Origin of the sequence: Streptomyces sp. NPDC056452, assembly GCF_042796085.1 — a bacterium.
GTDB lineage: Bacteria > Actinomycetota > Actinomycetes > Streptomycetales > Streptomycetaceae > Streptomyces.
In genome coordinates this window covers 305,368-319,745 of sequence record NZ_JBHTRI010000001.1, presented here as the reverse complement: position 1 = coordinate 319,745, position 14,378 = coordinate 305,368, and the positions used below count along the sequence as shown (strand labels likewise).

General features: G+C 70.7%; 11 protein-coding genes. 6 read left to right on the top strand and 5 right to left on the bottom strand.

Annotation, left to right across the window (positions count from 1 at the left end):
* The first annotated feature begins 288 nt into the window (after nt 1-288).
* Nucleotides 289-606: a hypothetical protein gene (locus ACFQ6X_RS01465; RefSeq protein ID WP_383174163.1), complete on the top strand. Its 318-nt coding sequence runs from the start codon at nt 289-291 to the stop codon at nt 604-606.
* Between the two features lie 11 nt (nt 607-617).
* Entirely contained in the window at nt 618-836 is a 219-nt protein-coding gene (locus tag ACFQ6X_RS01460) for a hypothetical protein (RefSeq protein WP_383174160.1), read from the top strand.
* A 766-nt stretch (nt 837-1,602) separates the two neighbouring features.
* Here ACFQ6X_RS01460 and ACFQ6X_RS01455 read toward each other — a convergent pair.
* Entirely contained in the window at nt 1,603-2,346 is a 744-nt protein-coding gene (locus ACFQ6X_RS01455; RefSeq protein WP_383174157.1) for a TetR/AcrR family transcriptional regulator, read from the bottom strand.
* Between the two features lie 128 nt (nt 2,347-2,474).
* Here ACFQ6X_RS01455 and ACFQ6X_RS01450 point away from each other — a divergent pair, with 128 nt between their 5' ends.
* On the top strand, nt 2,475-3,698 hold the full coding sequence (locus ACFQ6X_RS01450) for a saccharopine dehydrogenase family protein (RefSeq protein ID WP_383174154.1): 1,224 nt from the start codon (nt 2,475-2,477) through the stop codon (nt 3,696-3,698).
* Nucleotides 3,699-3,765: 67 nt separating this feature from the next.
* Here the strand turns inward: ACFQ6X_RS01450 and ACFQ6X_RS01445 are convergent, their stop codons facing one another.
* Nucleotides 3,766-4,134 carry a cupin domain-containing protein gene (locus tag ACFQ6X_RS01445; protein WP_383174151.1) on the bottom strand — a complete coding sequence of 123 codons (369 nt, stop codon included), beginning with the start codon at nt 4,132-4,134 and terminating at the stop codon, nt 3,766-3,768.
* Nucleotides 4,135-4,297: 163 nt separating this feature from the next.
* Between ACFQ6X_RS01445 and ACFQ6X_RS01440 the strand changes: the two genes are divergently transcribed.
* Nucleotides 4,298-5,566, top strand: coding sequence for an MFS transporter (locus tag ACFQ6X_RS01440; RefSeq protein ID WP_383174148.1), 1,269 nt, complete (start codon nt 4,298-4,300; stop codon nt 5,564-5,566).
* 133 nt (nt 5,567-5,699) lie between these two features.
* Here ACFQ6X_RS01440 and ACFQ6X_RS01435 read toward each other — a convergent pair whose 3' ends face one another.
* From ACFQ6X_RS01435 to ACFQ6X_RS01425, 3 genes are all read right to left on the bottom strand, one after another.
* A complete protein-coding gene (locus ACFQ6X_RS01435) occupies nt 5,700-6,149 on the bottom strand; it encodes a DUF2690 domain-containing protein (protein WP_383174145.1) in 450 nt (149 codons plus the stop codon).
* A 397-nt stretch (nt 6,150-6,546) separates the two neighbouring features.
* Nucleotides 6,547-7,917, bottom strand: a complete 1,371-nt coding sequence (locus ACFQ6X_RS01430; RefSeq protein ID WP_383174600.1) for a carboxyl transferase domain-containing protein — start codon at nt 7,915-7,917, stop codon at nt 6,547-6,549.
* Between the two features lie 19 nt (nt 7,918-7,936).
* On the bottom strand, nt 7,937-9,394 hold the full coding sequence (locus tag ACFQ6X_RS01425; RefSeq protein ID WP_383174142.1) for an acyl-CoA synthetase: 1,458 nt from the start codon (nt 9,392-9,394) through the stop codon (nt 7,937-7,939).
* A 328-nt stretch (nt 9,395-9,722) separates the two neighbouring features.
* On the opposite strand from ACFQ6X_RS01425, the gene ACFQ6X_RS01420 reads away from it, so the two are divergent.
* Nucleotides 9,723-12,173 (top strand): PQQ-dependent sugar dehydrogenase, encoded by a 2,451-nt coding sequence (locus tag ACFQ6X_RS01420; RefSeq protein WP_383174139.1) that lies wholly within the window; start codon nt 9,723-9,725, stop codon nt 12,171-12,173.
* Nucleotides 12,170-14,350: a ThuA domain-containing protein gene (locus ACFQ6X_RS01415; RefSeq protein ID WP_383174136.1), complete on the top strand. Its 2,181-nt coding sequence runs from the start codon at nt 12,170-12,172 to the stop codon at nt 14,348-14,350. The genes ACFQ6X_RS01420 and ACFQ6X_RS01415 overlap by 4 nt, the downstream gene beginning before the upstream one ends.
* The last annotated feature ends 28 nt before the right edge of the window (nt 14,351-14,378 follow it).

The window sequence follows — 14,378 nt, the reverse complement described above, 5'->3', positions numbered from 1 at the left end:
TTTCGGCGAGTGGTGCCGGAGGCGCCGTCGCGGCCTCAGGGTGGCGGTCGGCGTCGTCACGCAGTTCGGCACTTCCATGCTGATGGCGGCGGTCGTAGTTGAGGTACAAGAAGTAGCGCCCAGCCTTGATTGGCGGTCGCCCCCGGCTTCGCGGGGGCCCAGGTTCGGCGCTCATGGTTCAAGGGCGTTCTCGATGTGAGCAGTTGCTGTTCCGATACAAGTAACTCTTGGGATTAATCCTTGAGTTGAACCCTTGTGATCAATGCAAGGGTTGGGCATGCTTGACCCATGACAGAGAAGAAGCTCCGCCTCATCCCCACCGGTACGTGCTGGTGCGGCTGCGAGAAGGAAGTCGGCCTCGGTAAGTTCTTCGCCCCTGGCCACGACAAGGTCGCCGAAGCCGCCGTCATCGCCATCAAGTACGGCTCTTCCGTGCCCGAGTTCCTCCACACCCACGGCTATGGCCCCCATCACTCCGTCAGCCGCGCTGCGGTCGATGCCGGCGTCTGGGAGGAGTGCCGCGAGTGCTCCAGCGAGCCCGGCTATCGAGGAACGGCGGAGAGCATCGCCAACCACAAGCGCAAGTATCACCGCGCCGAGCAGTAAGGATCACGGCCGTGACCATCGCGCAGATCTTGGAGAAGCCCATCCGAGCCCTCGGCGGCACCTGGGACACCCGGCGCACCGTGACCGCGCTCCGCGACGCCGGTCACGGCGACGGCGACCAGCGGCAGCAGGAGAAGCGAGCCCGCAAAGCCCTCCGCGATCTTGCCGCAACAGGCGTCATCGTGAAGATCGACCCGGACAGCGCCATCTACCGACTTGCCGAGCAGTGAGCACGCCCAAGGGCCGGACGACGCCGTGCTTGGGGCAGGCACGGCCGAACTTTCGAGAAGCGTATTCCCTGGTCCGCAAAGGCGCCTGACCGCGACGCCCCACAGCTCCGTCGCTCTCGCGATCGGCTGGGAATGGTCATGTGAGTCCGAGGGTCGCCGGCGGCCGGGTCATCTCCCGTCCGTGATGGCGTAGGCCCTCGGTGATGTTGTTCCGCCCTGCCAGGCGGAGCACACCGACGGCGAGCCGATGCAGGGAGGACATCGGCCGCGACGCACTGCTGGTCCGCACCTGCGCGGCATTCTTCCGAACGTTGCACCCCTGGCGACATCACGACCCAATACTTTCGCCGTCGGCCCGTTCGCTGCGGAACGTAGCCGCGCCCTGGGTTGGTAAGGGTGTCAGGGGGCTCACGAAACTCGCTGCAGCCCGGGGTGACTCGTCGTCCCCTCGAATGTGGCTCCGCCCTACGCCTCGGGGGCCGTGGTCGCGTTGAAGTGAAGAAGGACTGGTGCAGCGAACGCTGCACGGTCCCCCGTTCCAGCCGGATCGAGGGGGATGCAGCCGGACGGAAACAGGCCGATATGCCCGGCTCTCTGAGAAAACTGCAGGTGAGACGCGTCACCGTTTTGGGTTCGAGTCCCACCCGCCCCACCGAGCCCTTGGCAGAATCGTTCTGAACAGGGGAAACGTACTTTTCGGGGGCATTTGCGTCAGGCGGACGCCTCGCGGTCCGGTCGTGTGCGGGCGGACCGCGCTCCGATTCCGTCAGTGCCGCGGTTCGTCCGCGGCGCGGGGGTTGCCCCGGGTGCGTGTCCGGGCGAGCTGATCCGCCGCGCTGTCCAGCAGCGTCTCGAGGACCACGGGGTAGGCGCTGTGCGTCATCCGCCCGGCCAGGAGCCGCGCGGTGGCGGCGATGTGCGGGTGGGTGTCGGCCGACAGTTCGGCGTAGGTGGATTCCCACATCTCCTCGTCCGCCGCGCGGGCCTCGTCCGTCAGCGCCAGTGACCCGGCGTCCAGAGCGGCGAACGCCAGGCTCAGGTCGATGAACGCGTGGTAGACGACGACCGCGTCCGCGTCCGGGAAGCCCGCGCCGCGCAGGATCCCGAGGATCGTCTCGTCCACCGCGATCTCCCGCGGACGGCCCGTGACCCGGCTGGCGGTCAGTACGGCGGCCTGGGGGTGGGCGAGGTAGGAGGCGTGGATGGCCCGGCCGAGGGACCGCAGGTCGGACCGCCAGTCCCCGGTGGCCGTCCAGGTGTCCAGCGCCTGCCCCATCAGCTCCTCGCCGATGGCCCTGGTCAGATCGTCCAGGCCGGCGAAGTACCGGTAGAGGGTGCTGGGGTCGGCACCCAGGGCCGTGCCCAGTCTGCGTGCCGTCAGTCCGGTGCTTCCGTGCTCGCGCAGCATCCGCAGCGCGGTCCGCACGATGACCTTCTCGGACAGCACCGTGCCCTGCCGCGTCGGCCTGCGCCGGCGCCGTTCCGCCTCCGGAACCACCTGCTTCGCCATGCCGACTCTCCCTGCTCGCCGCACCCCGGGACCCTTATGCCAACGCCGTTGACCTTACCCCCGGCTGTCCCGTTGCATCGTGCCCAGCGCCGGAGGCATCTGTTTCCGGCAACCGAAAGGTGTGTGAGATGCGAGTACTTCTCGTGGGAGCGGGCGGCGTGGGCACGGCCGTCACCCGGATCGCGGCCCGCCGCGACTTCCTGACCCACATGGTCGTCGCGGACTACGACCTCGCACGTGCGGAGGCGGCCGTCGGCGCGCTCCGGGAACACGGCGACCGGTTCAGCGCGAGGCGTCTGGACGCCTCCGACGAGGACGCGGTACGGCAGGTGCTCGCCGAGGAGAACTGCGACGCCCTGCTCAACGCGACCGACCCGAGGTTCGTGATGCCGCTGTTCAACGCGGCGCGCGCGGCCGGCACGCACTACCTCGACATGGCGATGTCCCTGTCCGCACCGCACGTGACCCGTCCGTACGAGATGTGCGGTGTGAAGCTCGGCGACGCACAGTTCGAACAGGCCGACGCCTGGGAGCGTTCCGGACGGCTGGCCCTGGTCGGCATGGGCGTGGAGCCGGGTCTCTCGGACGTCTTCGCCCGCTACGCGGCGGACGAACTCTTCGACGACATCGAGGAGATCGGCGTCCGCGACGGAGCCGACCTGGCGGTCGAGGGCTACGACTTCGCCCCGTCCTTCAGCATCTGGACGACCATCGAGGAGTGCCTCAATCCGCCGGTGGTCTACGAGAAGGACCGCGGCTGGTTCACCACCGCCCCCTTCAGCGAACCGGAGGTGTTCGACTTCCCCGAGGGCATCGGCCCGGTGGAGTGCGTGAACGTCGAGCACGAGGAGGTCCTGCTCATCCCGCGCTGGATCGACGCCCGCCGGGTCACGTTCAAGTACGGCCTCGGCGACGACTTCATCGCCAAACTGAAGACTCTGCACGAACTGGGCCTGGACTCCACCGAGAAGGTCACCGTCCCCTCTGCGACCGGGCCCGTGGAGGTCTCCCCGCGTGACGTGGTCGCGGCCTGCCTGCCCGACCCGGCCACCCTGGGCGACCGCATGACCGGCAAGACCTGCGCGGGCACCTGGGTCAAGGGAACCAAGGACGGTTCGCCGCGCGAGGTCTACCTCTACCACGTCGTCGACAACCAGTGGTCGATGCGCGAGTACGGATCCCAGGCCGTGGTGTGGCAGACGGCGGTCAACCCCGTCGTCGCTCTGGAACTCGTCGCGAGCGGAGCCTGGTCGGGCAGCGGCATCCTCGGCCCCGAAGCCCTGCCGCCCCGTCCCTTCCTCGACCTGCTCACCGCGTACGGCTCGCCGTGGGGCCTGCGCGAGGAGGGCTGACCGTCGTCCGCGGCCGACCGGGCGAGGGCGTGCCCGGCCGGCCGCACCCTCCGTTCACGCAATGCCCTCAGGCCGACGGCGTCGCGTCCTCCCCGAGATCGATCGCGTACGCCTTGCGCAGCGTCTCGTGCACCGTCCAGGTCGTGCGGTCGCCCTTGTGCAGTACGGCGAGGTCTCCCGGGCCGACCGTCAGTGTCGGCCCGCCCTCCACCTCGATGGTGGCCGAGCCGCTGAGTACGACGAACATCTCGTCCTCCTCGGTGTCGGTGACGATCCCCGGAGTGATCTGCCAGACGCCCCGCAACCGGCGGCCGTCCACCGACTCCCAGACGACCTTGCCCGTCACCTCCGGCGTGCCGGAGAGTATCTGCGCGGGGGAGAGCGGCTCGGGTTCGAGCTCGGTGCCGGGAACGTGGACGACGAGGCTGTGAGTCATGCGGTGACGCTAGCCGGGGCGCACGGTGCTCCGGGGGTGACATGGTGTGGCGTTTTCCGCGGGGCGCCCGGACACTTCGTCGCGCTTGCGGCCCGCAGCGCGCTCCGGCCGGTCCGGGCCCTGCCCGTGACACACCGGGACAGGCCGGTCGCTACCATCCCTTGTGACCGAAACGGCCGAACAACCTGTACCCCGCACGCGCATACTCGCCGACCTGACGCCCCTGCGGAGCTCACCGGACTACCGGCGGCTGTGGTTCGGGAACACCGTCTCCTGGATCGGGCAGGGCATGACGGCGCTGGCTGTCTCGCTCCAGGTCTACGACATCACCGGGTCCGCGTTCTCCGTCGGACTCATCGGCCTGTGCTCACTCGTCCCGCTGGTGCTGCTCGGGCTGTACAGCGGGGCGGTCGCGGACACCGTCGACCGGCGCAAGCTGGGCCTGTTCAGCGCGGCCGGGTCGTTCGTGCTCTCCGTCGGACTGGCCGCCGTGACCTTTGCCGGAGTGGAACACGTAGGGCTGCTCTACGCGGTGGTCGCCCTCCAGTCCGTGTGCTTCGCGCTCAACTCCCCGGCCCGCAGCTCCATGATCGCCCGGCTGCTGCCGGCCGAGCAGCTGCCCTCCGCCAACGCGCTCAACGCCATGACCTCCACCACGGGCGGCCTGGTCGGGCCGATGCTCGGCGGCCTCATCGTCGGCTGGTGGGGCTACCGCGCCGCGTACACCATCGACGCGGTCACGTTCACGGCCTCGCTGTACGCGATGTGGCGCCTGCCGTCGATGCTTCCCGACCGGGCGGAAGGCGACAGGGGCGCCAAGCGGGCGTCCGTCGTGGACGGGCTCCGCTTCCTCGGTACCCGGCCCAATCTGCGGATGACCTTCTTCACCGACCTGAGCGCCATGGTGCTCGCCCAACCGCGCGCCCTGTTCCCGGTGGTCGCCGTGGTCTGGTTCGGCGGCGACGCGAAGACCACCGGCCTGCTGGTCGCCGCCCCGGCGCTGGGGGCACTCCTGGGCAGTGTGTTCTCCGGGTGGCTGGGGCAGATCCGCCGGCACGGGCTGGCGGTGCTCGTCTCCGTGGCCTGCTGGGGCATGGCCATCGCCGTGTTCGGGCTGACCCGGCAGCTCTGGCTCGGGCTGATCCTCCTGGCCCTCGCCGGGTGTGCGGACTCCGTCTCGATGGTCTTCCGCAACACCATGCTCCAGGCGGCGGTGCCCGACGAGATGCGGGGACGGCTGCAGGGCGTGTTCATCGTGGTCGTGGCGGGCGGGCCACGACTCGGCGACCTGATGGCCGGCTCCGTCGCCGACCTGACCTCACCGGCCCTGGCGGTGACCGGGGGCGGGATCGCGTGCGTGCTGGTGGTCTGCCTGCTCGGGCTGCGCTGGCGCGCCTTCGCGAGGTACGACGCCCGAGACCCGCAGCCCTAGTTTCCTCCGCCGCCGGCGAGTTCGCCGGACGGCAGAGGAAAGGGAGGTACACGCTCTTCCCGGACGGACCGGGTGTCACGGTGCGCGTGAGACGGCCTGACCGGGGGCATTCACCGGCAGGCCGGGTTGCCGGTCAGAACTTGGTGCTGCAGGTCATCGGGTACTCGTTGCCCTGGAACTTGACGCAGACGCGGTAGTAGTAGCTGGAACCGCCGAGCATGTTGGACCAGTCGCTGCCACCGTGCGGGATCTCGACGTTCAGCGAGCGGATGAGCTTGCCGGCCGAGTCGTACTTCTCGATGTAGCCGAACGAGTTGTAGATGGAGTTGCTCGAGTTGTCGGTGACCCGGACCCACGCGGCCTGGCAGCCGAACGACCAGCGCAGTTCGGCCTTGCGGCTGTTGTTGGTGATGGTGCGCTGGGTGGCCACGTCGGCCGTCTCGCACGCTGTCGCTCTGGGGCCCTGGTTGTCGCAGCCGGCGCCGCTACAACTGGCCGCGTACGAGGTGCCTGCCAGCGGAATGAGGCCGAGGGCCACGGTGGCTGCGGACACGGTGGCGAAACGGGTTACTGCGGTCTTCACGTACTTCTCCTGAAAGGCGAGCCGGCCCCGTGCACTGCGCCAACAGGGCCCCGGACCGGCGGTGAGCGGACCAGCCGTCGCGGGAGCCGGCCCTGCCCCACCGGTGCGGTGGGGCACGGAGCATGCCCTCCCGCCGCGCCGGCCCGCCGTTGGCGCGCACCTCGCGTCGGGCGGCGGTGCTCCGCACGTCGCCTTCCCCCGTGAACCGCCCCAGGGGCGGCGGACGCCCGTGATCCCCCCGGCGTCCGCGGATGACACTAGCGCCATGTTCATGACGCAACTAGTGAGAATATTTAGGGTATTTGATCTCTCATCAGGGCGAGGATGGGCCGATCGCTCACAGAATTTGCGCAGTAGTGACAATTCAATGACCGAATTTGATCGGCCGTCACATCGGTCAACGGTTCCCGCTCCCCGGCGCCGAACGTGACTCAGCCCCCGCCGGTCCGGCCGGGCCCACGACCGAGCGGGCGATGCCCAGCTCCACCAGGTCCTGCGGGCGCAGCCGGAGCTGGTCGGCGGTGGAACGTACCTGGTCCGGGCCGCGCTTCAGGATCGCCGCCGCCAGCTCCGGCGCGATCACCGAGAAGTAGCTGTCCGTGGTGACATGGGTGTTGCCCGGCGCGGCCAGCGCGAGCGCACCGCCCGAGCCGCCCTCGCCGATCACGAGAGTCGTCACCGGGACCCGGGCGGAGGCGATCGCCGCGAACGTGTCGGCGATGGCCGCGCCGGCGCCCGTCCGCTCCGCCTCGGCGTCGTTGGCCGCGCCGGGGGTGTCGATCAGCGTCAGTACGGGAAGGCCGAGCCGGTCGGCGAGCCGGATCACCCGCGCCGCCGCGCGGTAGCCGGCCGGCCGGGTCGCGGTGCCGCACTGGGCGACGTACGCCACGGGCTGCCCGCCGCGGAGCCCCACGCCGCTGAGCAGCCCCGGATCCGTACCGCCGCAGCGGTCGCCGTTCAGCGGCAGCCGGTGGTCGAAGTACGCGTCCAGATACGCCTCGGCCCGCGGCCGCGCCGCCGAGCGGGCCTGCTCCACCGCGTCCCAGCCGGTCTCCGGCAGCCCCGTGGCCGAGAGCGCGGCCGGTACCGGAGCCGCCTGCGCCGGACCGGGGACCGTCAGCGCCCGCAGCCAGAGGCTCAGGGTCCGGGGCAGTTCTCCGGGGGGCACGATCGCGTCGATCTGGCCCGCGGCCAGCTGGCCCTCGGCGCTGTACGCGTACGGATCGGCGCCGGCCGGCCGGACCCGGGACCCGGCGAAACCGACCTGCGCGCCGGGCAGCGCAAGCACCACATCGGCGCCCGCACCCACCGTCGCCCAGCCGCCTCCGGTCGTCGGATCGCGCAGGACCGCGATCTGCGGCAGTCCTCCCGCCCGCAGCAGAGCCGAGGCGGCGGCCACCCGCTGGAGCTGGACCAGGGCGATCATGCCCTCCTGCATCCGGCTGCCGCCGGTCGCGACGAGCGAGACGAGCGGCAGCCGCTGTTCACGGGCCAGCGCGTACGCGGCCTCCAGCCGGTCGCCGGTGCGTGCGCCCAAGGAGCCGCCCAGGAAACCGAATTCGAAGGAGACCAGGACACAGGAGAGGCCGTCGACGACAGCCACCCCGTGGAGCACCGACTCCTCCTCGCCGGTCCGGTCCGTGGCGCGGGCCCGGGAGTCCGCGTAACCGGTCCAGCCGAGCGGGCCGTCCGAAGGGGCCGGGTCCATCGGCAGGTGGTGCTCGGTGAAGCTCGCGGTCACGGCGGCGATGGCTTGCCGCGCCGACATACGGCCGCCGCCGTGGGCGCTAGGCACCGAGCGACCTCTTCATGATCTTGCCCAGCTCGTTGCGGGGCAGGACGTCCAGGTAGCGGACGACGCGCGGGCGCTTGTGCGGGGCGAGCAGGTCCGCCACATGGTCGGCCAGCTCCTTTGCGCCGGGCGGTGATTCCGGGTCGGCCGGTACGACCCAGGCGACGATCCGCTCGCCGAGGTCGTCGTCCGGCTCACCCGTGACGGCCGCCTCGCGCACACCTGGGTGGTCCAGCAGGGCGTTCTCGATCTCGCCGGCGCCGATCTTGTAGCCGCCGCTCTTGATCAGATCGGTGGCCTTGCGGCCGACGATCCGCACATAGCCGTCGGCGTCGATCGTGGCCATGTCGCCCGTACGGAACCAGCCGTCCTCGGTGAAGGCCCCGGCCGTCGCCTCGGGCCGGTTGAGATAGCCGGTGAAGAGATTCGGTCCGCGTACCTGGATCTCGCCGATCGAGACGGTGTCGTCGAGCACGGTGCCGTCCTCCTCGACGAGCCTGAGGTCCACGCCCGACAGGGGCGGCCCGACCGTTCCGGGGCGCGGCTCACCGTCGGCGCGCACCCCCGTGTTCATCAGGGTCTCCGTCATTCCGTACCGCTCGATGACCCGGCGGCCGGTCGCGGCGGCGATCCGCTCCTGGTCGTGGACCGGCAGCGCCGCAGAGCCCGAAACCAGCAGACGGGCGCCCGCGAGGGCCTTGGTCAGGCCCTCGGAGCCGGCAGGATCGCCCAGAGCCCCGGCCAGCCGGTGGTACATGGTGGGGACGCCGAACAGCATCGTGCCCCCCGAGGCGAGTTCCCCGGCCACCCCCTCGGTGGTGAACCGGCCGAGGTGGCGCACCGAACCGCCCCGGCGCAGCGGGCCGAGGACGCCCAGGATCAGTCCGTGCACATGGAACAGCGGCAGGGCGTGCACGAGGACGTCGTCAGCGGTCCACTGCCAGGCGTCCTCCAGCGCGTCCAGCGACGCGGCGATCGCCCTGCGGGGCAGGATGGCGCCCTTGGGCGGGCCCGTCGTGCCGGAGGTGTAGACGATCAGGGCGGGCGATTCGGGGGAGGGTTCGGGCGGAGGCGGGTCCGTGGCCGCCGCGGCCGTGTCGACGTCCAGCCGCTCCAGGCCGCCCAGCGAGGGCGGAAGCGTGTCGGCCGCCCCGGCGAGCACCACCGAGGGCGCGCTGTCGGCGACGATGTGCGCCAGTTCCCGCTCGCCCGTCTTCGGGTTGAGCGGTACGGCGGGCACGCCCGCCAGCAACGCCGCCACCACCGCGACCACCGTCTCCGGGGTGGACGTGGCCCAGACGGCGACCCGCCCCGCGCCCGCGATCCGGCCCGCGAGGGAGGTGGACGCGCCGGCCAGCTGTGCGTAGGTCAGGACGTGTTCGCCGAACCGGACGGCTTCCCGGGAAGCCGTGGGGCCGGATGTCTCGTGCAGCGCAGGCAGAAGAGAGATCACGTTCCGAGCCTAGGGGCAACCGCCTCCGGTGCCGGGGGAATCGGGCTGGAGATGGCTGCACGGGGCACGCGCGTGGGATTTTGACACGACCTTGACAAATTAATTTTGCGTTGCCAGCATGCAAAAAGCTCACGCAGAAGAGACGTTGTGGTGCGTCGGAACAGAAAAAAACTGGCCGTTCGCCCCACGCGCGGCACACGCACACAGCACGCCACGCACGCAGAACCGCACGCAGCACAGCGCACCGCCCCGCACGCACCGCCCCGCACTCGCTCAGCAGGACAGCGCCATGCCTGACAACCCCACGCACCGTCAGGAAGGAAGCTTCATGCCCTTGCGTCCCCCCATATGGTCCAGAGTGGCCACCTCGCTCGCCCTGATGCTGACAGGCGGCCTCGCCGCCGGCACCGCCACGGCGGCGCCCGCCGCAGACCCTCCCGCCGCCGACTACCAGCAGGTCCAACTCGCCCTCGGCGGCGCCGAGCTGGGCGAGGCGATGTCCCTCGCGGTGCTCCCCGACCGGTCCGTCGTCCACACGGCCCGCGACGGCACGGTCCGCCTCACCGACGCCTCCGGTGCGACACGGACCGCGGGAAAACTCAACGTCTACACGCACGACGAGGAAGGGCTGCAGGGCGTGGCCGCCGACCCCGGATTCGCGGTCAACCGCTACCTCTACCTCTACTACTCGCCCGCCCTGAACACCCCGCCGGGTGACGCCCCCGTCACCGGATCCGCCGCCGACTTCGAGGCCTGGAAGGGCCACCTCAACCTGTCCAGGTTCACCCTGAAGTCCGACGGCACCCTGGACACCGCCAGCGAGAAGGTCGTCCTCGAAGTCCCCAACGACCGGGGCCAGTGCTGCCACGTGGGCGGGGACATCGACTTCGACGCCGCCGGCAACCTCTATCTGACCACCGGAGACGACACCAACCCGTTCGAGTCGAGCGGATACTCCCCGATCGACGAACGCGCCGACCGCAACCCGCAGTTCGACGCCCAGCGCTCCTCCGGCAACACCAACGACCTGCGGGGCAAGCTCCTGCGGATCAAGCCGACGGCCGACGGCGGCTACACCGTCCCGGCCGGAAACCTCTTCGCCCCCGGCACGGCGAAGACCCGTCCGGAGATCTACGCGATGGGCTTCCGCAACCCCTTCCGGATGTCCGTCGACAAGCCGACCGGCGCCGTCTACATCGGTGACTACGGCCCCGACTCCGGCACCACCGACCCGAACCGGGGCCCCAGCGGACAGGTCGAGTTCGACCGGATCACGAGCCCCGGCAACTTCGGCTGGCCCTACTGCACGGGGACGAACACCGCCTCGGAGACGTACAACGAGTACGCGTTCCCCGCCGGCCCCGCTGCCGGAAAGTACGACTGCGCGAGCGGACCTGCGAACAACTCCTTCCGCAACACCGGCCTCCCCACTCTTCCGGCCGCCCGGGCGGCCTGGATCAGGTACGCCGGTGACGCGGGATCCCCGCCCGAGTTCGGCGGCGGCTCCGAATCGCCGATGGCGGGACCCGTATACGACTTCGACGCGAACCTCGACTCGGCGGTGAAGTTCCCGCAGTCGCTCGACGGCCGCTTCTTCGCCACCGAGTACGGCCGCAAGTGGATCAAGCCCGTGGAGGTGAAGGCCGACGGCTCACCGGGGGGCATCGAGACCTTCCCGTGGACCGGGACACAGGTCATGGACTCCGCGTTCGGCCCGGACGGCGCGCTGTACGTACTCGACTACGGCACCGGATCCGGCAACCAGGCCCTCTACCGCGTCGAACACATCGGCGGCAGCAACCGCAACCCCGTCGCCGAGGCCACCGCCGACCGGACCTCGGGACCCACTCCGCTCACCGTCGCCTTCTCCTCGGCGGGCAGCACCGACCCGGAGGGCGGGGCGCTCAGCTACGCATGGGACTTCGGTGACGGTGCGACGTCCACCGCCGCCGACCCCAGCCACACCTACACCGCGGCGGGCACCTACCGCCCGACCCTCACCGTCAAGGACCCCGAGGGGCTGACCGGCACCGCGAGCCTCGTCGTGACGGCCGGCAACTCCGCCCCCACCGTCACCCTGACCGCACCCGCCGACGGCGAACTGTTCTCCTTCGGCGACACCGTGCCGTTCGCCGTGACCGTCTCGGACCCCGAGGACGGCGCCGTCGACTGCTCCAAGGTCAAGGTCACCTATCTGCTGGGCCACGACGCCCACCGCCACCAGATCACGTCGAAGAACGGCTGCACCGGCACCATCGACGTCCCCGTCGACGGTGAGCACGACAGCGCGGCCAACATCTACGGGGTCTTCGACGCCGAGTACACCGACGCGGGCGGACTCACCTCGCACAGCGACAGCATCCTGCAGCCCCGGCACCGGCAGGGCGAGCACTTCGACGCCCAGTCCGGCATCGAGGTCGCGGGCCACGGCACCGCGGAGGGCGGGGCCACGGTCGGCTTCACCGACAACGGCGACTGGATCTCCTTCGAGCCGTACACCCTGGACAACGCCACCCGCGTCTCGGCACGGGTCTCCTCCGCGGGCCCCGGCGGAACGATCGAACTGCGGGCGGGATCCACCACCGGCACGCTGCTCTCCACCCTCACCGTCGCCCCGACCGGCGGCTGGGAGAACTTCGTGGACGTCTCGGCCGATGTGGCCGGCGCCCCGGCCGGACCCACCGAACTGTTCCTCGTCCTCAAGGGGCCCACGGGCCGGGGGAACCTCTTCGATATCGACGCCTTCACCTTCGACACGGAAGGAACGGTCAGCCGATGAGACGTCGACTCGCCCGCCACGTACGCCAGATCGCCTGCGCCGCGGCCCTCGCACTCGGGGCGGCGCTCCTCGCCTCCGGTGTGCAGAGCGCCGCCGCAGCGGAGCCCTACCAGGTCCTCGTCTTCTCCAAGACGGCAGGATTCCGGCACGACTCCATCCCCGCCGGGATCACCGGAATCCAACAGCTCGGCGCAGCACACGACTTCACCGTCACAGCCACCGAGGACGCGGGCGCCTTCACCCCGCAGAACCTCGCCGGATACGCGGCCGTGGTCTTCCTGAGCACCACGGGCGATGTCCTGGACACCGCACAGCAGGACGCGCTCAAGGGGTACGTCGACGGCGGCGGCGGGTTCGTCGGGATCCACGCCGCCGCCGACACCGAGTACGGCTGGCCGGAGTACGAGCACCTCGTCGGCGCCTGGTTCAAGAGCCACCCGGCGATCCAGCAGGCAAACGTCACCACCGAGGACCACACCCACCCCGCGACGGCGCATCTGGACGACACCTGGACCCGTACCGACGAGTGGTACAACTACCGCACCAATCCGCGTGACGACGTCCACGTACTGCAGTCCCTGGACGAAAGCAGCTACAGCGGCGGCGAGATGAGCGGCGACCACCCCATCACCTGGTGCCATCCGCAGGAGCAGGGGCGGTCCTTCTACACCGGTCTCGGCCACACCGCCGAGTCGTACTCCGACCCGGCGTTCCGGCAACTGCTGCTCGGCGGCATCCAGTACGCGGCCGGCGCGGTCGGCGCCGACTGCGGTGCCGACGACCCGGGCACCGGGGACGATCCCGTCGAGGCGGAGTCCTTCACCTCCGGCTCGGGCGTGCAGGCCGCCGGTCACGCGGGAGCCGGCGGCGGCGCCACGCTCGGCTACATCGACAACGGTGACTGGGCGGGCTACGCGGGCACCGAGACGGCCGGGGCCACCTCCTTCACGGCCAGGGTCTCCTCGGCCGGGGCGGGCGGCACCGTCGAGATCCGGGCGGGGTCGGCCACGGGCACCCTCCTCGGCTCCGTGGACATCACCCCGACCGGCGGCTGGGACACCTTCGCCGAGGTGTCCACGGCCCTCACGGCCACCGGATCGGGACCGCTGTTCCTCCGCTTCACCGGTGGAGCGGGCGCCCTCTTCGATATCGACAGCTTCACCCTGTCCCACGATCCGGACCCGGTCGCCGAGGGCTCGTCCGACGTCCACCTCTTCTACTACCCCTGGTACGGCACCCCCGCCACGTCCGGCAGCTGGCGCCACTGGCAGCAGGGCGGCCGCACCCCGCCCGACGACATCGGCGCCGACCTCTACCCGAAGCTCGGCCCGTACGACTCCGGTGACATCGCCGGAGCCGTCGACCAGCACATGAAGTGGGTCCAGCGGTCCGGCGCGGGCGTCATCGTCTACAGCTGGTGGGGACAGGGCGGCTACGAGGACTCCATCGCAGCGGACGTCCTGGATTCCGCCGCCCGCCACGGCATACGGGTCGCCTGGCACATCGAACCGTACGGCGACCGGACCGCGGCCTCCGTCGTCGACGACATCGCCTACCTGGAAGGGAAGTTCGGGAACCACCCGGCCTACTACCGGGACGCCGGGCACGGCAACCGGCCCGCGTTCTACATCTTCGAGAGCCTGAAGATCCAGGACTGGTCGGCGCTGGACGCCGTACGGGACAGCGCCATCGTTCTCGCGCAGACCACCGACACCAGCAAGGTCGCCCACTTCGGAGGCATCTACACCTACGACGGCATCGCCGGAGCCACCGCCCCCGGCTGGAAGCAGGCCGGCGACTACGCCAGGGCCAACGGCCTGGTCTGGGCGCCCTCCGTGGCCCCCGGATACATCGACGACCGGGCCGTCCCCGGCAACACCACTCCCACCCTGGGCCGGCAGGACGGAGCCTCCTACGACCTGGAGTGGAACAACGCCCTCGACCCGGCCATCGGCGGATCGCCCTCCTGGGTCTCCGTCACCTCGTTCAACGAGTGGCACGAGGGCAGTTCGATCGAGCCCGCATCGAGCACCCCGCCCGCCGGACACGGCTACCAGACGTTCTCGGGGGCCTACGGAAGGACCGGGGCCGCCGCCGAGACGGCGTACCTGGACCGGACGGCGTACTGGGTGGGCGAGTTCGGGAAACGGCGCGCGGCCGCGGCAGCCGCACGCTGAGCGGAGGAGGGACGGCGGCGTCCGGGCG